Raw genomic sequence first — 21,515 nt, forward strand, 5'->3', positions numbered from 1 at the left:
TGAATCCAAGTCTACAGTTCCAGAAAATTTAAAGCTAATAACCTAGTTTGAAGTTGAGTTCGAATCGATCTGTTGGGGTTGGGTTCTCCATCTACGATGTACCCAAAAGTATTGCTCAGGGAATAACTTAACTTCTTCCTCTAAAGTTTTTGTCCAAAGTTCTGTATAATGGCGAATCACATCATCCTTTTTAGGATATAACTTTTTATCAACAAATCCAAGGTCTTTTACTCTTACAATTACCTTACCATTATCACCAGCTAACACAGAATAATATAACATTTTGGCACCAGTGAGGTATGCCATGAGAGCTGGACCTACAAACGTAGAGGCTTGTCGATTCATGAAAGGAACAAATATGCCTGCTTTACCGGCGTTTTGGTCTGCACCAAATCCAATCCAATACCCTTGTTTGAGTAGTTTGATGACTTGTGTGGATTCTTCAACAGGAACTAAAACAACACCATTTTTAGATCGCATCCTTTTCAGCAAGGTATCAACAAATGGATTTCTAACTTTTTTGTAAATACCACCACCCTTCATACGGATTCCTAAAAACTGTACTAAAATTTCCCATGTACCAAAATGTCCGGAAATTAAAATAACTCCTACACCTTCTTTTTTGGTATCTTCTTCTATTTTTAAACTGGATTCATCAAGAACAAGATACTTATTTAACCAAGCGCGCGTCATACGAGGTGCCCATAGAGTGTGTGCAAGTAAAATGCCCAAATGACGATAATGCGCTTTGACCAAATTTAAAATCTGATCCTCTGAATAATTTGGGAATGCAAAACGAATATTTTCTGCAGCTACTTTCCTATGTTTTTTATCAAATTGATAAATTAAGTTCGTTAAAAACATCCCATAAGAAAGGCACCATTGGTATGGCAAAATCTTAAAGGGAAAATAAAATGAATAAACTACGATGAATGATAAAAAGTATCCGATGTATTTCATAAGGTTACCAAATATGGCCATAAAAAGAAATGGACTGTTACTGCAATAAGTCCAATCACAAAGCCTATGACCCATCCTCCAATAATATCACTAACAAAATGGTGTAAGGTGATCAACCTTCCCACTCCAGCAAACAAACTAAATAAAAAGAAATAGGGTGTTTCTCGAAATGCAAAAACTAGTATTGTTGCAACAACAATTGAATTTGCACTATGTGCAGATGGAAACGAATGTTTCATATCTGGATTTGAATCCACTTTACCCATAACACTCACTAGTGGACGTTTTCTGGCGAAATACTTTTTTAATACCAAAACCAATCGATCAGTCATATACGTAAAAACCAAAACAAATGGCAGACTAAGATAAACAGGTTTGTATAGTTCACTTAAAAACATAAGTGGCAGTAAAACCAATGCAAACATCTCTCCTCGATTGATTCGAGATAAAACCCAACTAAGGTTTTTATGATGTAAGTGTTTTTGTATCCAAGTGGATAACTTTAAATCTACTCTGCTAATCCAATTCATTTCAAAAGCTCTTCTTTTATCTTTTGAAGTGCTTCCGAGAAACTAAATGTAAATTGGTCTCTTGTTGCCATGTCTTTTAATGTTACGGTACCAGCCTTGATTTCGTCCTCACCACGGAGCAAAATCCATCTGTATCTTTTTTTTTCAGCATAAGAAAGTTGTTTTCCCATTTTTTGAGAAACTAAGGAAACTTCGACATTGATCTTTTCTTTTCGTAATTGTTTAGCAAAATTGTGATTTTCTGCAAAAGAAGAATCATCTAACAGCGGAATGTATACAGTTGCATCATTTTTAAAACTAGGCAATAGATTATGAACTGTTAAAAAGTTCTGTAACGTTACATCCCCCAGCCCAAAACCAATCCCTGTTAACTCTTCATTGGAAAATAATCCAATGAGATTATCATACCTTCCACCACCATACAAGGAACGTTTATTTTGTGGTGATGAATCGAAGATTTCGAAAATAAATCCTGTATAATAATCGAATCCCCTTACTACAGAAGGATCAAAATGGACAATGTCTTCTAAACCAATCATATTAATCTCTTGAAACAATCCTTTGATTGCACTCAGAGTTTCTTCTTTAATTCCAGGGATTTGATTGAGTGTCTCCACAGTTGAATTTAAAAACAAATCAATTTTTGAAACAGCAGAGCTATCATTCGGAATGGTTTTGGAAACAAGAGTGATGTATTCGTCTTGCGTGATTTTGTTTTTTTTGTCCAAAATTTTGGAAACTTCATGTGCTTGGTTTGGACTTACTTTTAATCCATCTAACAAAAATTCATCGAGTAATGATCTATGAGAAATGGTAACTTTAAAACTATTTCGAGGAGCACCAAATGCAAAGAGGATGTCACAGGCAAGGGATAATATTTCTAACTCTGCACGACTCGTTGCAACGCCAAACATATCAACGTTTAATTGCCAATGTTCCCTGAGTCGTCCATGGCCTGGTTGTTCATAACGCCATAAATTAGGAATGGAAAACCAACGAATTGGCCTTGGTAACTCACGTAATTTTTTTGCCACCATTCTTGCAACCGTAGGAGTCATTTCTGGTCGTATGGCAACTTCGCGATCACCCTTATCGATAAAGTTATAAATTTGTTTTCCTACAATTTCTTCACCAGTTTTTGCTCGGTATAAATCTAAGGATTCGACCATAGGGCCGTCATACTCTTCATATCCATAAGACCTTACGACGTCTTTCATGACAGAAAAAAGATAATTCCGAAGGCGCATATCCTCAGGATAAAAATCCCGAGTTCCCTTATAATTTTCTGTAGTTAATTTCTGTTCTTTCAATGTTTGGCTCCTATTGAACCACGAAGTTTAATTAAAAAAATCAATGAGACTATGGTAAATCTCTTTGGCTTTTTTGTCTCCGCTCACACCAGTGATCCTACCGCCTAAACGGTAAAAATCGTTCACTTCTTCTAAATGGCGTAATTCCACTGCCATCCGAATTGGTGCTTGTAATTTAAAATTGATGTCTAAGGTAAACGAAGGTTTCACTTTCAGTGCTTTTACTATTTCCATATCACTGATTTCCAAGGCAACTCCACCTCGAGAAACGTTCAAAACGTTTTGTTTGATATCAAGAATATGGGTATTTGAATCCATAATTCTTTCCTGAAACGTACGTTCAACCTCTTTAAACAAATCCAAAACTTCGCTTGGGATTCTTGTTCTTTCGGTTTCTAATGAGAGGTATGCAAAAAAATGCATTTCCTTCATTTGTATGAATAACGGATAATAAATATACGATCCTATTTTTTTCTTCTTATATTCATTTACCTTATCATCTAGTAAAAACTCATCTTCAAAAGTCTTTTTAGGGTCAAATACCTCATCCGAATTGTATGATTCGAATGTTTCAGTATCCAAAATAAAAATTGGTTTTTTATGTTCCTTCAATAAATCAATTTCATCACTATGAGTTGAGGATGAAATAAAAACCACTTTCGACTGAGGATAGTTTCTAAGAACGGTTTTTTGTATGTCAGATAGAATGACTTGCGAACTAACGCCGGTTAATTTAGAAAAATCGATATTTGTTTTTGCAATTAAAAAATTGGAAGCAACAACATTCCCTCTTACTTTTTCATTCCGGGGATCTTGGCGAGTTGTATACGTTTGTCGACGATCAATAGCCTTTCCAAGCAAAAGATTATCTTTTTGATTTTGGATTTCGTAATCAATTTCTACATGAAAACTTGGAGTCGCTTGGATTGTAAAAATGGTCTCAATCATTTCTGGCATTGTTTCCAATTCCCAGATATGTGCTCCATCTGGACGTTCCCCTTTAAATTTCACTTTCGCCGGGGAATCATAACCTTTGAGAAATAATCCATTTCCAGCCATCATCTGTTTGAAAAATTCAGGCAAAACACGGACGGCTTCTAGAGGAACATACTCGCGTTCTTGGTCGAAATGGATTTTGACTCGATTGATCATGTTAGTCTATCTTCTTAAAATTCACACGTCTATTGCGAGATCTTCCTTCTTCTGTTTCATTGTCTGAAATTGGCTGTGAATAATGATAAGCTTGCACTTTCATTCGTTCTTTTGGTACACCTTTCAAACGCAAATACTGGTAAACAGAGAGAGCTCTATCTTCACTTAGATTGATGTTGTATTCCTTATTCCCTATATTGTCGGTATGCCCACCAATTTCAACTTTTTCATTTTTATGTTGGATGAGGAAGTCCGCTAAAAGATCCAATTTTTTCTTATCCTCATCACTCAATGTTCGTTCGTTGAACGGGAAATAAATAATTGTATTGTACAAATCATCAAAGTCTTTTAAATTTCGAAGGTACAATACTGTCTCTTTACCTGACATCTCTTGGATTTTATCTTTTGAAAACAAAAAGGTTTCTTCTTTAAACCCTTTGGCACGAGCCAATATCTCAAAGTCCATTGTAGGTGTTTGCTCTAAATCGAAATGACCATCAGTAGCTGATAAAGATTTTCCCTTACGTGTCAAATCATCAAAGTAAAAACAAATTGCATTTGGTATGACTAAATCTGTTTTTTTATCTTTTACTACAAATCGGATTCCTTGTATGGTTTTGTCAGGTCGATTGTCTTTAACAGGCCGAATTGGTTGCAAAATGATTTGTGAATATTGTTCTTTGTCTTTTCCCACATTACCGCGGAGATCGAGCAATATCTCTGTTGGATGGAATCCTGGTGAAGAAACTTCCACTCGGTAGAGTTTACCTGTTTTAATTGTCGTACGAAAGTTTTCTACATCTTCTAAAGAAAGATCCCCACCGATTCGTTTTGATGTGATCACTTGGATTGGTTTTGTATCATCATAAATTTTTAAGGTTGAATCTAAACCAATCATTATGGCTTCCGATCCATCTAAGACTAGACCGCGGAATACGAAGTCATAGGTCCTTCTCAAATCCTCTGGAACCATTGTACGATAAATATCAAATTGGCCTTCACCACCAGGTCGATTGGATGAAAAATAAAACCAAAGATCGTCATACGTTACCGATATCCCTTCATTGTCACTTTCTTCCCAAAGGCTATAAGTGGAATAATCAGAAGGTGTATCGAAAGGAAAACCCGTCGATTCGCCTGACAATGGTTGGTTGGTATTAAATGGATTGCCTAATAATTTAGGTGTTTCAAATTGCCCATTGGCTTCGTTAAATTCACTATAGTAAAAACTGAACTTTCTATTTTTATCGCCACGGTTGGAACTAAAATACAATCTAAGCCCATCCCAATGAAAGTTGGGACTGATTTCGTCTTCACCTGTGTTGATCACAGGACCAAGTGAAATAGGTTTTTGCCAAATACCATCTCTACATTTGATTTTTGGTTTATCAGGATTTTTTTCTGTGTCCTTTGTAATTGGTTCCCGTTTTGAAATCCATAAATCAAATCCACCAAGTCCGCCTGGCCGATTGGAGGAAAACACAACCGAACATCCATCAGGTGAAACTGCAGGCATTTTATCTTCAAAATTTGAATTGATTTCATTCACATGAGTGGGTACAGACCAAAGACCTGTTCTTTGATTGATCTTTGTATAATAAATATTTAATCCGTCATAACCTTCTCGGTTTTTTTTGACATCTTTTTGTGTTTTATCTCGAACTGAGGTGAAGTATAGTTCGTAAGGTTTTTCTTCTTCATCAAAAAGAATCGAAAACATTCCTTCAAAATTGGTAGTATTCAGTTCTCTGAAATTTTTAGGAGCTGACCAGACAGGCAATTTCATTCGGTCAGGAAAACTTAAGTTTTCAGAAATCCAAAGGTCCATTCCTCCTTCTCCACCAGGTCTGTTGGATTGGAAGACCAAATACCTGCCTGTTGGTGATACAATTGGATTGTATTCCACATTTTGAGTATTGAGAGGTGGGTAAAACCTTACGTCCTTCACTTTCGGAAGTGGTTGGCCGAGGATTGGAAACACCGAAATCAGTAAGGAAACAAGGAATTTTTTCATCTGCCGTCTCTCCTATGTATCGGCTGATCGGAATTTTCTGCCAAGGGAAAAATATGGCTTTAAGTGAGAGGTTCTTAAGGAATCTTCACAATCATGGCTGAAATCTTCGGAATCCTAAACATAACAACTGACTCATTTAGTGATGGAGGGAAGTATTTAAATCCAGATGAGGCCATCAAAAAAGGTACACAACTCTTACAAGAAGGTGCCGATTGGTTGGATGTTTCAGGGCAGTCCTCAAATGTAGCTGCAAGTTTGGTCACAGAAGAGGAAGAATGGAACCGTGTGGAACCAGTGATACGTTACTTTGTTCCCAAAGGTGTTCGAATCAGTTTGGATAGCTTTCGTCCCGAAGTCCAAAAAAAAGCAATTGAAGCAGGTGTTCGCTGCCTGAATGACATCACAGGATTTACCTATGAAGGTGACCGCGATTTTTTAAAATCATATAGCCAAAAATACCCTGATTTAAAATTTATCATCATGCATTCGCATAACAGAAATATTGCGAGAATTAAATCTACATTATCACCTGAAAAAGTAATCAAAAAAATTCAAATTTTCTTCAGAGACAGAAGGAATGAGTTATGTTCTCTAGGAATCGAGGAGTCTGCAATTTTTTTTGATCCTGGAATGGGATTTTTCCTGAGTGATGACCCAATGGTTTCCTTTCGAGTTTTGCAAGACTTAGAAATCTTAAAATTAGAATTCCCTCAGCTCATGGTAAGTGTTTCAAGAAAGTCTTTTTTAGGAAATGTATTGGGAAACTTACCTGTTGAAGACCGAGAATTTGCCACCCTCGCATGTGAACTTCATTTGTTAAAAAATAAAATTCCATTCATTCGAACGCATAACGTCCTTAAGTTGAGGCAAGCAGAAAAAATTTGGAACTTATGCCAAGAAAATGAATAAATCCAATCCTAAGTGATGAATTCATTCTTTCCTTTAAAATCAATGATTATGAATAGAAAATTGTTTTTAGTTTAACTTCTTCCAGAACGAATTGCCTTTCGAACATCTTTCCCTTCTTTCGATAAGGTTGGGAAAAAAACTGATTCAGGGACTGAATATCCTTTTTCCTTGGCTTTACGATAATATGGTAACAAGGAATCCCATTTTGGATTGTCATTTATAACTAGAAGTGTGTCTCTCCAAAGTTCCAAAAAATTGATATCTGATTTTTCATTTGTAGAAGCTGATTCAGCCCACTTGAGCGCGATCTCATACCGCCCCAATTCATAATTCCCTTTTAAAAAGTAAAAATGGAAATCTTTGTTTTTTTTTGCAGAAACTTCTAATGATTTTGCATAATCTAGTAAACTATACCAATTCCCTTTGTGGACTTGAATGTCTGCCATTCCATACAAAGCATTTTCATGGAATGGTACAACTTCTAAAATTTGGTTAAAATAACCTTCTGCAAATTGGAAATTTCCAACTTGTAGATAATAATTAGCAAGTTCTTCATAAGCAAATAATTCCCAACCTTTGACACGCGAGAGTGCATCCAAAAGGATTACTTTTTCTTCCAATCGTAACCGAAATTCTAACTCTTTTAAAATTGATTGGTAAGTAACCGAACTACGAGAAGGTGACTCTTTGGTTACCTTCTGTTTTAGAACTTCATATTCATCTAACAAAAAATAAAATCGTAATCGATTGAGGTGTAAAGATACATCGTTAGGATTTGATAGTATACAATTGTCCCAAGTGGCAGCGGCAGAATCTAACTGCATGGATTTTGTGAAACGAATTCCTTCTTCATTACATTCTTTTGCTTTTGGATCAGTAGATTCTAAAAATAAGGTATCTGATTCGAGTACATCTTGTTTGGCGATTGGATAACGACAATTTTCCAATCCTAAAATCAAAAAAATGGCAAAAGAAAAATAAATGGAAGGTTTCAATTTAGGAAGTACCGTCTGAATCTGCGTTTTCCTTCATCTTTTGTGCAAATACTAAATACTGCATCGCTTTTTCTGGGTTTCCATTGAAAAGATACAACAAACTTAGATCTAATGCCTCTTGCGGATCTGGGGGTGAAAATTCTTCTGGATTTTCTTTGGAGAGTTCTAATTTCGTTTTAAATTCTTTTAATTTCTTTTTGGCTTTTGATTGGATTCTTTCCAAACTTTCTTTTGCAATTTGGTCTTCTTCTTGCCAGGCAGACTGTAAACTTTCATTAAAATGTGTGAACCCAGCATCTTCTTTTACCATAGTTGTTAGTAAATTTGCAGATGCTTTATAATTCCCTTGTTTGGCCAAAATTTCGGATTGGATGATTTTTAACTGAGCATTCCCCGGATATAAAATCAAATAACGCTCAATCATTTTTAAACTTTCTGGAAAACGATTCCTTTCGTAATAAAACATCGCAAGCCCTCCTAAAGCTGATTTATGGTTAGGTTCAATTTTGATGACATTGTTCAAATACACTTCAGTTTTCTCATCGTTTCCCAATTTTTGATATGCTTGGGCGAGTAATAAATGAGCTGAGATAAACTTCTTTTCAAAGGATAAGGTTTGTTTTAAGAAACTAATCGCTTTTTCAGTTTCGTTGTGTTTATAAAGAGAAACAGCCAGATTGTAACTGTTTTTAACATTCGCATGTAATTTGTATGCTTTTGAAAAAAGAGGGATCGCGTCTGCGTGTTTGCCTTGTTTTGCGTAAATTACACCTAAGTTTTGTAAGGCAAGATGGTAATTTGGATCTTTTTCCAATAAAGATTTGTATTGGGTTTCGGCACGGTCCCATTCACCATTCCGCTCCAAACGCACTGCTTCATTGAATAGAGTCTGGATTTCCTGTGCCATACAAAGCGATTATCGATTCAGAATCGATTCTCCCCATAGAAATTTTATCACGAGATTGGAAAAACAAACCGAAAGGTACACACAAGAGTCCAGAGAAAGGGGAAAAATATGCAAAGGCTCATACTCATTACCATTCTATTTTGGTTCGTATCCTGCAGTACTGCAGATGCTACGAGACGGGATTATAGTGCTTCCGGTGATCCAGAAGATATATTTTTTGAACGTTCACAAAAATCCAAACCAGCTGGTTCCAATGACCCTGTTGCAAGGTCAATTATGGATGATTTAGATGCAAAGTCCAAACCTAGCACTACTTCACCACAAGCTGAATTACCAACAAAAAAACCGACGACTCAGTTTGATGAAGTTGGTCTTTCTTCTTGGTATGGACAAAAATTCCAAGGTAGACCGACTGCCAGCGGTGAACCTTTTGACAGAATGAAAATGACTGGGGCTCATAGAACATTACCCATTGGAACCGTAGTAAAAATCCAAAACTTAGAGAACCAAAAAGAAGCTGTGGTTCGGATTAATGATAGAGGTCCCTTTGTAGATGAAAGGATTGTCGATGTATCTGAGAAAACTGCTGAAATCTTAGAATTTAAAGACAAAGGTGTCACCAAAGTTGGGATTAAGGTTTTAAAAAAAGGTGAGGATGAATTGGCAGATGACTTGGATGATTCTGACCTTTTAGATGATGCCCCAACAAAACCAGAAAAACTCACCCCTGTCAAACCTGGTGCTACAAAACCATTGGTAAGTGGCAAAGGATTCACTGTACAAGTTGGTGTTTTCCAAGAAAAAGAACGAGCGATTAAGTACCAAGAGACCATTAAGTCTGAATACAACCAAGCAGTCTTTGTCACACCAAGAGATGGCAAATATGTCGTTCAAGTTGGTGATTTTTCGGACCGTGCGAAGGCAGAATCCCTCAAATCAAAATTGAAATACGACGGAATTGATTGTTTCATCGTTACCCGTTAGACATTTCCCCTTTCCTCCGAGCAAAAAAGTACAGTCCTGATTTGCTCGGAGACGGTGGAAAATGAATTGATTTCACATATCCGCCTGTTACGATTTCGTATTAAATTAACATCTAGAAGACCCTATGGAAAGCACATTATCCGTTGACCACATACTAACAAATTATTATACATTCGGTAGTTTAATTGTCACTGTCCTCCTTGCGGTCTTGGCAACATTTTTCTTTTCACTAAAAGACAAAACTGTCGCAACCAAACACTTAGCTTTAGCATGTTTATTTTTAGCACTTTTCCAGCTTGGATATTTACTAGGTGCTTTTTACTACCATCCGATTGCCTCTTACCATCGTTGGATAACAGGTGGAATTATCATTTTTGGTATCATCCATTTTGGACAATACTTCTTTCGTTTTCCCGATAATAGAGATTATAAAATCGCAAACATTATCCAAGTCATTTCATACGTAATTGCTGTTGTTGTTGTATTATGGTTTCTAGTAAGTGTTTCCCAAGGGGAAAGGAAATACCATTTTACTGCTCACCATTGGGATTTTAATTCAGAAGGTGCCAGCCGAATTTTAAGTTTATTCATCGCTGGTTATTCTTTTATCAATTTTATTGGATTACCATGTTATAGATTGTTAAATGTAGAAAAAGACAAACGAAGTACCCTCCTAATTATTATGATTGCAGGTTTGATCGCCGCAGTAGTTCCAAACATAACAAATGTTATGAGTCGCGATGGGGCCATGGAAAGATCGACTTATCTTACAGCAATTGTATTAACTTTCACATTCTCATTCTTTATCATCACGATTACATTCATCAACAACAGTACAGAACGTACAACGTTTATGGCCAAAATTGTGGGGATTTCCTTTGTTACAATCCTTCTCATCATGCAGGCTTTCTCGTATTTGGTGGACCAAGAAAAGGAACTTTCCTTTGATAATACCGCCATTCAAAAAGCCTTACGTGTAGCAGAAGGTGGAGAAAGATCAAAGGACATCGTCTTTATGATTGAATACGATTCCAATGGACAGAATCTTAAAAAAGCATATTTACCTTCGAATGTTACCTTAGATCTTCCACTCGTCCAAGCAGATTTGTACAATACAGCATTATACAATGAACTGGTATCCTTAGGAGATTCTGAGTACCGAAATTCTCTAACATCTTTAATTTCAAAAACACCTTACTACTTTGCTGGTTACAAGGATGCTATTCTTCATTTTTTAAGTGATAATCCAGATTTGGAAGGAAACGAACTCAAAACAGAAGTTTCCAAACTCATTGAAAAACTAAATAAACGTACATTCATTAATACCAACAAATTGGCAGATATTGATCCAGATACCTTCTGTGAAGAAGGTGTCAAATACATCGAAAAGGTCAAAAATGTTGATACTTTCCGAGACTCAATCCTCAAACATGTAGAAGAATGTAAATGGGATGGAAAAGAAATTTCTGGCCGTGATTTAAAAGTGGAAATGTTAAAATTTTTCCGCTATTTTAAGCCAGATTTAACTCGTCACTACCGTAAAGATTTGGATGGACTTTCGCATTACGTTGCTTATATGACTTATGATGCGAAAAAGAAAATCAATCTGGAAGTAGGATTTAATTACCGCGATTACAGAAATTACATGCACAAATCTGCCAAACTAGAACTTGTGATCCTTGCAATTGTAATGATCGTCTTATTGGTTGTATTTCCATTGTTCTTTCGATCTGCCCTTGTGAATCCACTTTATGCTCTACTTGCTGGGGTAGAAAAGGTAAACCAAGGAAATTTAGAAGTTGAAGTGCCTATCAAAGTAAATGACGAAATTGGATATTTAGCCGAATCGTTTAACGGAATGGTATCTTCCATCCGTGACGCCAGAAGAGAACTCCAAGATTATGCAGAAAACTTGGAAGAAAAAGTAAAAGAAAGAACAAAAGAACTCCAAGAAAAAATGGATGAGATCCATCGATTAAAAGTTCAACAAGATGGAGACTACTTCTTAACTTCACTTCTTGCAAAACCATTGTTCTTCAATGCTAACAAATCAGAAAACATTCGTTGTGATTTTTTTGTGCACCAAAAGAAAACTTTTGAATTCCGTAACAAAACGGGAGACTTAGGTGGTGATATTTGTATTACAGGAAACTTAAAATTAGGAAAACCTGATGACTTCCGTCGTTATACAATGGTGATGAACGGTGATGCAATGGGTAAATCCATGCAAGGTGCTGGTGGATCGCTTGTAATGGGAGTTGTGATGAATTCCATTATGGCACGTTCCGCTGGTAACAAACGAATTTTAAACCGTACTCCGGAAGAATGGCTAACTGATGTTTATGAAGAAGTAAATGCAGTCTTCAAATCATTTAGTGGAACGATGGTAATTTCGGCTACTGTTATGCTCATTGATGAGGAAACTGGAAAGGTTTGGTATTTTAATGCGGAACACCCTTATAGTATTTTATACCGAGATGGCAAAGCAAGTTTCATTGAAAGTGAATTAAAACTTAGAAAACTTGGACTTGATTCAGAATATGCATTTGAAGTACAGTCTTTCCAATTATTGCCAGGTGACCAACTCATCCTTGGTTCCGATGGTCGTGATGATATTGATTTAACTCCTGATGAAGATGTTAGAACAATCAATGAAGATGAAACCATGGTTTTACGTTTTGTGGAAGAAGCTGATGGTGATATCTATGAAGTCGAAAGACTTGTGAAAAATTCAGGAGATATCACAGACGATATCTCTATGTTGAGTGTGGTCTTTAAAAGTGAAAAATCACCGATTCATCATACTTCGCCAAAAGACGAAATCGCAAACCAACCAATTGATGATTTTTTCGACACACCAGGTGATGATTGGGATGAGGCACTTACAACTGTTGGTGCTTTTGAAGAAGGAAAAGCACTTTACCAAAATGGTGAAATTGAACGTGCCATTACCGTAATGAAAAAAGCATTCCTCGCTGATCCTTATAACCAAAAACTCAATAAATTCTTAGGACTGGTCAGTTATAAAGGAAAAGAATACGATATTGCTGCAAAAGTTTTGACTGAGTTTTTAAAAGAGAACGAAGGTTCTGGTGAATACTGGTATTACCTTGCAATGTCAGAGAAAAAATTAGGGAATTATGAACGTGCTCTAAAAGCAGCTCAAGAAGCTTTAAAATATGACCCTGAAAATTTCCAAAACTTGATCAACCTTGCAGATGTTAGTCGATTGTTAGGAAATGTAGACAGAGCTCTTACCTATGTCACAAGGGCACAGTCAATCGATCCAACCAATAAAAACGTGGTCAAACTTTCTAAATTATTAGAAAAAGCAACTAGCCTCAATTAATTGAGGTTAGAATTAAGTTTTCCATAGACATAGATTCTAAATTTTAGTTATAAAGTTTAGAAATTAGAAAAGAGCTAAAATGAATCTCAACATTTTGGCTCTTTTTGTTTTAAGAACACTATGCATTTTCTTAGATTCAAATGTTTAAAATTTTTAAAAACCAGCTTGCCATACATACGAAAATCTGACAAAATAAGCGAATCCATTTTTTAGAATAAGGATCTGTATGAATTTAAGAATTGTATTAAGTGTATGGGCAGTTGTACTTCTATCCAGTACTACATTATTTGCTCAAAATGCTGATGTTGCATTGGGAAGATACCTTCCACCAGAGAAAGATTCGGTCATCGAAATTTTCAAGTGTGGTGATAAATACTGTGGAAAAACAGTTTGTATCAAAGACAATGCATACCCTGAGAAAGACAAAGACAAAGGTGTACCTGGCACTCCTTACTTAGATCACAATAATGAAGATCCAAAGTTGAGAACACGTCCAAATTTAGGTATGGTTTTCATCACTGGTTTTGATTATGTTGGTGAAGGTGTTTATAAAAACGGCCGTATTTATAACCCACGCGATGGAAAAACATACTGTGGAAAATTCACATCACTAGAAGGTGGAAACCGATTAGATTTAAAAGGAACTCTCTGTTCCATTACGTTTATCGGAAAAACAAATAATTGGGTGAAACTTGGCGGTGTAAACTTAGATGATCCGAAATGGGATTGTACTTTTAAAACTAAAAAATAATTGAAATGATACAAAACCTGCCGACCGCTTTGGCTGGCAGGTAATTGGTTCTCACCTAAACTTTTTACTTTTTTTCAAAGTCTTTATACAACAAAGAAGGTTGGATTCCTTGGTTTGCTTGGTATTTCCCCGATTTGTATTCACTAATTTCACCTTCAACAGTATGATAAAAAATCTGACAAATTTGGACTCCAGAGTAAACACGTAATGGATGGGTCACTTGGATTTCTAAAGTCCAAAAACCTTTAAAACCAACATCGCCAAACCCAGCTGTGATATGGACAAACATTCCAAGCCTTCCAATAGAAGATCTACCCTCTAACATTGGTACTAAATTATGTGTTTCAGTAAACTCAATGGTCCTTCCTAAATAAAGTTTTCCGGGTTCCAATAACAATCCTTCTTCAGGTATCTTTAAAGTTTGAACTGGATTAGGTTTTTTCATATCCAAAGGAAATTCAGAATAAACTAACAAATCCTCATGAAGTCTTAAATTATATGAGTTTGGGTTTAACAGTTTTTCATCATATGGTTCAATTTTAATATCAGAACCTAATCGTTTTAAAATTTCTTTCCCAGTTAAAATCAAAGTTCATTCTCCCTTAAAAATAGGTTTTCTTTTTTCAGCAAATGCCTGTAAGGCCTCTAACCTATCTTTTGTTGTTAACGTTTCAGAATAACATAATTGTTCCCACTGCAAGGCTGATTCCATCGGCAATGAAAATCCTTGCCGTATTGCCTTTTTGGATGCAGAAACAGCTATAGGTGCAGATTCCGCAATCTCCCTTGCTAAGGCAAGAGAAGAATCCTTCAAATCCTCAGGATTCACTACTTTAGAGACCAATCCTCGGCTCAGAGCCTCTGCACTGGACAATTTTTTTCCAGAAAAAATCCACTCCATCGCCGTTGATTCTCCGACGATTCTAGATAATCTTTGTGTACCACCAGCTCCTGGAATGATTCCTAATTTTGTTTCTGTTAAACCCATGACAGCAGATTCACTCGCATAACGAATATCACATGATAAAGCCAATTCCAGTCCCCCACCAAAGGCATAACCATTAATTGCGGCAATTGTTGGGATGGATAAGTTAGCTAATTCAGAAAAACAAACATTAATATTGCGAAGAAATTTTTTAACCTCCGGTTCAGACATGTTTTTTCGTTCCTTTAAGTCAGCTCCGGAACAGAAAGCATCTCCTACTCCCATAATGATGAGAGCACGAAATTTTTCCTTCTGTACTACTTTAATGGTATGGTGTAAATCTGCCAAAAATTGCACGGAAATCGCATTTTTTGCTTCGGGCCTGTTCAGTTCAATGAATGCTACATAAGTATCGATCGTTTGGATGGAGACAGTGTTCATAGAATTTCCTGTGTGGTAAAAAATAGAAATGAATCTTCTAAAAAATATCCGATAATGGAAGTGGGTACCATGAGAAGGATTTTATACACAATCGGATTCTCGTTAGTGTTTGGAAACAGTTTTTCCTGCGTGAAGTCGTCTTCAGAAGATCCGTTGGCTGCTTTATTAACCTCTGCACCTGTCATATCATCTGTCACTCCACAGATTGGAACTCCTGCTCAAAATAACTCGAATGCAACGTATAGTGCGACGGAAGTTGTGATCAAAGGTGAAAATTTTGGAATTGATCCCGTAGTTCGTTTCAACGATACACTTGCATCCATCACATTAAATCTTGGAACAGAACTTTATACAAAAGTTCCAGACGGTACTTACTCCGGTTATATAACGGTTTCAAAATCAGGTGGATCTTGTTTGCCAAATTCGAAGGAAGGAGTGAATTGTTCCGGCACAGAATTTTTTGTAGACTGTTATGCAGTGACCAATAAAGTATATGGCCCCGAAATTGAACTCAAACAAGGACAAGGAATTTCTGTTGAATATGATGGAAATGAGACGAAGGCATATAGAACAGACACATTGTTAAGTGCTCGAAGCTTAACGATCGGTTGTGACAGTGTAGTCACTGTTAGAGTGTTTAGTCGTTCCTGCAAAGCTACCGATTATGTACTTCAGAACAACCCCATCATCCCTTTTCCTGCAGGAGTTGCAACGCAGTTTTACGTTACTGCAGAATCTGCTACCTGTAGTTTAGTTCTTTAGTAAGATTTATTCTTCACAAATCGTTTGAATACGATAAGATTCGCTGCTCCCATCCACTCATTCATATACTCTCTAAAAATTGTCTCTCTAGGTATTGATGCTTTGATTTCAGGATCAAGGTCGTCATAATTTTTAATCACGAGTCTAGAAATTTCTTTATACTTCTCTTCGATCATTTCTGTAATTTTTTTAAGTAAGGCTAAGTTATTTTTTTCTTCACCTACATTTGCTAAAATTACTTCGTTCCAATAATCGATTACATGTTTTTTTACATATTCACTTGGAATCACACGAATCACTTTTTTACCATCATTCCCTCTGGCATGGATATAACCAGTGTTCACCTCCATAAGGAACTTTTTGGCAATCATATAGAAGTGAGATGGACCTAAATGAAATAAAAAAACATATTTAAATTGAGGAGGTAACATCATATTCATCAGAATGATATTTTCACAAAAAGTAAAAAACTGTTTTAAAAAAGTTTGGTATTCAAGTTCAAAATCATCAGCTGACTTACTTTTTTTTTCAATACTTGTCATAGAACGAATTAATTCAGAACGTAAAACCTGTTCGTCTGCACCTAAATGAGAATCTAAACTAATTGCATTTTTAAATAATGCTTTTTCCGCATTATATTTATCTAATTCATATCTAAAAAAATAGTGTTGGTCTGAGTTCCAAGTGTACTTTCCATATGCTTGTATGTAATTGAGTTCACCTTCTGCTTTGATTTTTTGTTTGATGGACTTCCAGTTATCTTTCGATTTTTCCTGATGATTGTTTATGACTTCATCTGCTTTATATTCAATTCCAGAATCTTCAGGTTCTAGTTCTTTAGGTTTATCATATAATGATTCTTCAAAAACGGAGGAAAGACGGTAACTTCCTTTATCTCGGTATTTTGGCTTTGTCGGTTTGAATTCTGTTAAACAATTTGGATTATCAATTTGTAAAATAAAACTCATACGTTTGAGCAAAATTTCTAAATGAAATAATTTTTCAAGAGCAGGAAGGATTCGATAGTTTAGTAGTCCATTATTTTGAAATTCTAAATCAGTAAATTGGTTACTTTGAACAGCAGACTTTAGTTTTTCCCAACCTTCTTTGGTTTCTATCAGGAAATATCTCAACATCTCAAAGATTAAATGGAACTGAATGAAGTCATCACGATTGGCATCTTCAATATGCCTTGAAAAATACCGTGAGTAATCTTTCCTTACTTGGGCAAAGAGATGTTTTTCATCTAAGTTAAAGATGATTTCTTTTATTTTTTTTTGTGATTTGTCTAGTTCTTGGTCGAGGGTTTTTCGGAAAGGTAAGATCTCACGTTTATTTGCTTCTGTGAGTCCTGTGCTTAAGAATTGGAGAAAACTTCCAACGATGTTTTGGAAATTATTTAGAAAGTATACATAACCTTTCTTAAAATCAGCAATGAATTGGATCTCGTGATCATCCCCTCGAAACTCTTGCGACATACCAAGAGGATGTTACGAATAAAAGATTAAAAAAGCAACAGGTTTTAGTTAGAGTAAAAAATCTCGATTAAATTTTGACTTGGATCAGCAAAGGTAAGGCTTTCTCCAGAATCGGTTCCCTCAGGTCCCTTGATAATCTTTACATTCTTTTCTTCTAATTCGCTGATTGCTTCTGTAAAATCATCCACATCCATCACAAAACTAAGGATAGGAAGAGATCGGTCGGAAACTTCTGCTTTCACCAAACGAATTCGGAACGAATCGAGAGAAAGAATTGCCTCAGTAGCCTTCTTTGTCTCCACTTCGAAGTCAAAAATGTCCCGGTAAAAATCGATAGAGGTGTCGAGTTGGGAGACGGGGATACTGACGTGGCCAATGCCTTCTACAATAATCATAATGGAATTACACCTTCGTGAACTTTTCTGTCATCATGCTTGAAAAAGCGGCTTTGTCGAGAAAAAAGCAATTTCCTTCCAACAAACTCGCCTGTAAAATTTGAATTCCAATTCCAAGATAGGAAAAAAGAATCAAATTATGAAAGTATTTCGGATTTCACTCCTCATTTTAGCCATTTTCGCCCAATCCTGCAAAGAAGAAGTCGTTCCCTTCTCGCCAAACCATGAAAAACTAGTGGAAACAGTTTTTGCGAAAAACCAAACAATCTTAGAAGAATATTTGAAAGAAAATCCAATGCCGACTTGGAAAGAATTTTCTGAATCGGTTCAAAGTTTGGGTACAACTGGCCATCCAAAATTAAAATCTTGGGCAGACCAGATTCTAACCAACATACCATCAAATGAGAGTGATTTAGAATCTAGTTATGAAAAAATTTCCAAAATCCAAGAAATATTGATTCAAATGAAAGCCGAGGTACCAAATCAATTGAAGTACAATCGATTTTATTGTCCAATGGTCGATAAATCATGGTTAATGACTGGGAAAGAAGTAAAAAATCCATATGCTCCTGAAATGAGAGATTGTGGAGAGTTGATGCAATAATCCATGCCAAAATGCTTTTTAGGAACATCTCTATATGAAGCCTGCCCCCCAAGCTGCAGGCATTCATTCGTTAAACAAGACGTAGACGAAGATTGTATAGCCAAAAACAAACTAGAAGCATTTTTACAAGATAAAGTAACTTTCAAAATCGGTTTTTCCGCATTTTCACAAATTCCTGCAAAAAATTTAGAGAAATTTCTTTGGAACAACAAAGACAACCTGGAACTAATCACTTATTTTTTATATATAGGTGAGCCAACTTTAGTACGTGAAATCATAGAATCATTTTCCAATCATACTTTAAGTTATTTATTTAAAGTTGATTTTGAAAATTATATGAATCTTCGCGAAACTCTAAAACGAGAAAAAACCATAAAACATATGTTTGATATTCGAAGTTTCAAATATTGGACCTTTGTTAGTTATTTACGAATTTGTGATTTGATTCAATATTTTGTTCGTTATTTGAAAGAACCAGAATATGCCTGTCAATTTTTAACTATCCTTCCATCCGAAGTTGTATCAAACTTAAACAAATACACTGGATTGGATTTTGAAGAAGAAAAATCGTTGTACACTGCCTTAGGAGATTCAATTTATGAACTTCCTTTACAATCTCCCAAAATTTACGATCATATGATGCAATTATTTGCAGAGGATCCCGAAGTTTCCATTATTTTATCAACGATGGAAGAATTGGTTCGTCGTCAAAATTTAATTTTGGAAACAAGTTCCAAACTCACATCCTATATTTCTGATCATAGAATCGATAAATACTTTCAATATATTTTCTCTGAATTGAGTGGAATCGAAATTGGAACTGCCGAAGAAATATTAAATCAACTTTTAGAAAAAAAGATGATCACACCATCTCAAAAACGTATGATCATCGATTTTCTTGAAACTGGAAAATTAGAATTATAGTATAATCTAACTTTAGCTAGTTTTTCAAAATTACCTATCCGGCAATTTTAATATTTTTTGCCAGATAAACACTAAACAATAAACTAAATACAGAAATCATTCCAACCAACTCATAATTCAAAAACTGTTGGTCGGATGTTTGCACTAAAATCAATCCAGCCACGTAAGATGCAGCTCCTGAAGCAATCTGTTGAATGGCAGAATTCACTGACATAAAACTCCCACGAATTCGTGGTTCGACAGCAGATGTTACCATCGCAAATGCAGGCACCATTCTTCCTGAAACTAAAATCATAAAAACAGTTGTGATGACGAGAACGATAGGCAGAGAGGTTTTTGTTAAAGTAACAACTAATACGATGGGAATAATAGCCAATATTGATATAATTTGATATACTTTTAACTTTCCAAACCTATCAGCTAGTTTTCCAATCAGACGACTTGTAAAAAAAGTAAATAAACCACCAAAAAAATATATATATGGCAATTCATCTACCGCCAAACCAACATTAGATACCAAAAATGGACTTAAAAAAGGTATGATAGTAAATCCACCAAACATTAAAAAAACCATAAAAATAAAAGGTGCCATATGGTCTTTTTTAAGAAGCACTTCTTTGAGTGACTTTAGCTGGGATTGTTTTGGATGTTCATCAGAATCTAGATGATAACGGATTGCTGGTAATACCTTATAACCGATCGGCAAAATCAAAAAACCTGCAATCGCTAAAGATAAAAACGGGAAATGCCATCCATACCGATTGGCTAAGGATAATCCAATTGGAATTCCAATCACAGAGGCAACAGAAAAGGAACTCATCACCACTCCCGTTGCAGTTCCTCGTCTAAACACAGGAATGATATCTCCAATGATGGATAGAACAGTTGCTCCAATCATTCCTCCAAATCCTCCAGCAATGATCCTTGCAAAAAGAAAAAATGGATAGTTAGGAGCTACCGCACATAGTAAAGTTCCAAATGAAAAACCAAAAAATAATACGAGTAAACTAATTTTACGATCAAAGGAATCTAAAAACAATGCTCCAATTAATCCGAATACACCCGCACTGATTGAATAAGAAGATACAAGTAATCCAAAAGCAGCAGAATTAATTTTGAAACTCTGCATAAAAACTGGTCCAAGTGGCATCATGATGACAAAATCCAGGATGTGCAAAAATTGGAGTGCGGCTAAAATAAAAATTATGGCTCTTTCTTTTTGGATGGTATGAAGCGGATGGGTAAGATGTTGGCTCATAATACGAATATTGACCAGGTAGTCAAAATTGCCAAAACAAATTATTTAAGAATTGCCAAGTTTTCGAAACTGAAATAAATTTCTCATATGAAATATGCTTTAATTACAGGTGCATCGACAGGTCTCGGAAAAGATTTTGCCCACTCATTGGCAAAAAAAGGTTATACTCCAATTTTGGTAGCAAGGAGTGCTGACAGACTCAAAAGCCTTGCTAGTGAACTCAAACAAAAGTATGGATTGGAAGGAGTTGTCATCGCTGAAGATTTATCTCTACCGAATGCTGCGGAAAAAGTTTATAAAGCCGTTAAAAAATTAAAAATCAATGTTAATTGCCTGATTAACAATGCTGGTTATGGACTGAATGGCGAATTTCACAAAAATTCTTTTTCAGAAGAATCTAAAATGATCCAACTGAATGTGACAACTCTCGCAGAATTATGCCATTTGTTTTTGCAAGACATGGTAACAAATAAAGAAGGTTATATTTTAAATGTAGCATCCACAGCTGCTTTTCAACCGGGCCCACTGATGACAAATTATTATGCTACAAAAGCATACGTACTGTCGTTGAGTGAAGGTCTTGCTGAAGAAGTAAAGGATTACGGAATAACAGTTTCATGTCTTTGTCCTGGTCCGACACGAACAGAATTTTTCGAAAGAGCCAATATGTCGGGAAGTAAGTTAGTCAAATCATCTTTTTTGGTAATGAATTCACAAGATGTTGTTGAGATCGGTTTAAACGCTTTGTTTGCAAAACGAGTAGTGAAGATTCCAGGATTCATTAACTTTTTGTTGGCAGAATCCGTTAGGATCACTCCCAGAATCATCATTCGTAAAATTGCAAAATCATTGAATAAAGTTGGATGA

20 protein-coding genes are annotated in these 21,515 nt (G+C 35.7%); 8 read left to right on the forward strand and 12 right to left on the reverse strand.

Translation table 11 applies throughout. The features are described 5' to 3' along the window. Window positions 1-42 precede the first annotated feature (42 nt). From ND812_RS01825 to ND812_RS01845, 5 genes are read right to left on the reverse strand one after another with little or no spacing between them, the layout of a single operon-like run. A complete protein-coding gene (locus ND812_RS01825) occupies window positions 43-960 on the reverse strand; it encodes a lysophospholipid acyltransferase family protein (protein WP_265374013.1) in 918 nt (305 codons plus the stop codon). Further along, a complete protein-coding gene (locus ND812_RS01830; protein WP_265374014.1) occupies window positions 957-1,490 on the reverse strand; it encodes a phosphatase PAP2 family protein in 534 nt (177 codons plus the stop codon). Before ND812_RS01830 ends, ND812_RS01825 begins: the two co-directional genes overlap by 4 nt. Then, window positions 1,487-2,800 (reverse strand): histidine--tRNA ligase, encoded by a 1,314-nt coding sequence (hisS, locus tag ND812_RS01835; protein WP_265374015.1) that lies wholly within the window; start codon window positions 2,798-2,800, stop codon window positions 1,487-1,489. The genes ND812_RS01830 and hisS overlap by 4 nt, the downstream gene beginning before the upstream one ends. Before the next feature lie 27 nt (window positions 2,801-2,827). Next, window positions 2,828-3,952: a DUF1577 domain-containing protein gene (locus tag ND812_RS01840; RefSeq protein WP_265374016.1), complete on the reverse strand. Its 1,125-nt coding sequence runs from the start codon at window positions 3,950-3,952 to the stop codon at window positions 2,828-2,830. Window position 3,953: 1 nt separating this feature from the next. Continuing rightward, complete coding sequence (locus ND812_RS01845) at window positions 3,954-5,966, reverse strand: OmpA family protein (protein ID WP_265374017.1); 2,013 nt, start codon at window positions 5,964-5,966, stop codon at window positions 3,954-3,956. 93 nt (window positions 5,967-6,059) lie between these two features. On the opposite strand from ND812_RS01845, the gene folP reads away from it, so the two are divergent. Then, the gene (gene folP, locus ND812_RS01850; protein ID WP_265374018.1) at window positions 6,060-6,875 is read left to right on the forward strand and encodes a dihydropteroate synthase; all 816 of its coding nucleotides are present in this window, start codon (window positions 6,060-6,062) and stop codon (window positions 6,873-6,875) included. A 71-nt stretch (window positions 6,876-6,946) separates the two neighbouring features. On the opposite strand, the gene ND812_RS01855 is transcribed toward folP, so the two are convergent. Continuing rightward, entirely contained in the window at window positions 6,947-7,870 is a 924-nt protein-coding gene (locus tag ND812_RS01855; protein WP_265374019.1) for a tetratricopeptide repeat protein, read from the reverse strand. Between the two features lies 1 nt (window position 7,871). Further along, on the reverse strand, window positions 7,872-8,777 hold the full coding sequence (locus tag ND812_RS01860; RefSeq protein WP_265374020.1) for a tetratricopeptide repeat protein: 906 nt from the start codon (window positions 8,775-8,777) through the stop codon (window positions 7,872-7,874). 108 nt (window positions 8,778-8,885) lie between these two features. Here ND812_RS01860 and mpl36 point away from each other — a divergent pair, with 108 nt between their 5' ends. The 3 genes from mpl36 (at window position 8,886) to ND812_RS01875 (ending at window position 13,861) form a co-directional block, all read left to right on the forward strand. Beyond that, the gene (gene mpl36, locus ND812_RS01865; RefSeq protein ID WP_265374021.1) at window positions 8,886-9,761 is read left to right on the forward strand and encodes an RlpA family plasminogen-binding lipoprotein MPL36; all 876 of its coding nucleotides are present in this window, start codon (window positions 8,886-8,888) and stop codon (window positions 9,759-9,761) included. A gap of 124 nt (window positions 9,762-9,885) precedes the next feature. After that, a complete protein-coding gene (locus ND812_RS01870) occupies window positions 9,886-13,110 on the forward strand; it encodes a SpoIIE family protein phosphatase (protein ID WP_265374022.1) in 3,225 nt (1,074 codons plus the stop codon). A gap of 226 nt (window positions 13,111-13,336) precedes the next feature. After that, window positions 13,337-13,861, forward strand: coding sequence for a DUF2147 domain-containing protein (locus tag ND812_RS01875; RefSeq protein ID WP_265374023.1), 525 nt, complete (start codon window positions 13,337-13,339; stop codon window positions 13,859-13,861). A 64-nt stretch (window positions 13,862-13,925) separates the two neighbouring features. On the opposite strand, the gene dcd is transcribed toward ND812_RS01875, so the two are convergent. Beyond that, window positions 13,926-14,450, reverse strand: coding sequence for a dCTP deaminase (gene dcd / locus ND812_RS01880; RefSeq protein WP_100725779.1), 525 nt, complete (start codon window positions 14,448-14,450; stop codon window positions 13,926-13,928). Window positions 14,451-14,453: 3 nt separating this feature from the next. Further along, window positions 14,454-15,227: an enoyl-CoA hydratase-related protein gene (locus tag ND812_RS01885; protein WP_265374024.1), complete on the reverse strand. Its 774-nt coding sequence runs from the start codon at window positions 15,225-15,227 to the stop codon at window positions 14,454-14,456. A gap of 69 nt (window positions 15,228-15,296) precedes the next feature. On the opposite strand from ND812_RS01885, the gene ND812_RS01890 reads away from it, so the two are divergent. Then, window positions 15,297-15,989 (forward strand): LIC10067 family putative lipoprotein, encoded by a 693-nt coding sequence (locus tag ND812_RS01890; RefSeq protein WP_265374025.1) that lies wholly within the window; start codon window positions 15,297-15,299, stop codon window positions 15,987-15,989. Here the strand turns inward: ND812_RS01890 and ND812_RS01895 are convergent. Beyond that, a complete protein-coding gene (locus ND812_RS01895) occupies window positions 15,986-17,467 on the reverse strand; it encodes a hypothetical protein (RefSeq protein ID WP_265374026.1) in 1,482 nt (493 codons plus the stop codon). The genes ND812_RS01890 and ND812_RS01895 overlap by 4 nt on opposite strands. 44 nt (window positions 17,468-17,511) lie before the next feature. Continuing rightward, entirely contained in the window at window positions 17,512-17,862 is a 351-nt protein-coding gene (locus tag ND812_RS01900; RefSeq protein ID WP_012390172.1) for a VOC family protein, read from the reverse strand. Window positions 17,863-18,001: 139 nt separating this feature from the next. Between ND812_RS01900 and ND812_RS01905 the strand changes: the two genes are divergently transcribed. Then, complete coding sequence (locus ND812_RS01905) at window positions 18,002-18,466, forward strand: hypothetical protein (protein WP_265374027.1); 465 nt, start codon at window positions 18,002-18,004, stop codon at window positions 18,464-18,466. A gap of 3 nt (window positions 18,467-18,469) precedes the next feature. Continuing rightward, the gene (locus ND812_RS01910) at window positions 18,470-19,390 is read left to right on the forward strand and encodes a hypothetical protein (protein ID WP_265374028.1); all 921 of its coding nucleotides are present in this window, start codon (window positions 18,470-18,472) and stop codon (window positions 19,388-19,390) included. Between the two features lie 34 nt (window positions 19,391-19,424). On the opposite strand, the gene ND812_RS01915 is transcribed toward ND812_RS01910, so the two are convergent. Beyond that, window positions 19,425-20,648 (reverse strand): MFS transporter, encoded by a 1,224-nt coding sequence (locus tag ND812_RS01915; protein ID WP_265374029.1) that lies wholly within the window; start codon window positions 20,646-20,648, stop codon window positions 19,425-19,427. 87 nt (window positions 20,649-20,735) lie between these two features. Between ND812_RS01915 and ND812_RS01920 the strand changes: the two genes are divergently transcribed. Continuing rightward, on the forward strand, window positions 20,736-21,515 hold the full coding sequence (locus tag ND812_RS01920; protein WP_265374030.1) for an SDR family NAD(P)-dependent oxidoreductase: 780 nt from the start codon (window positions 20,736-20,738) through the stop codon (window positions 21,513-21,515).

The sequence above is a fragment of the Leptospira limi genome (assembly GCF_026151395.1).
Taxonomy (GTDB): Bacteria; Spirochaetota; Leptospiria; order Leptospirales; family Leptospiraceae; genus Leptospira_A; species Leptospira_A limi.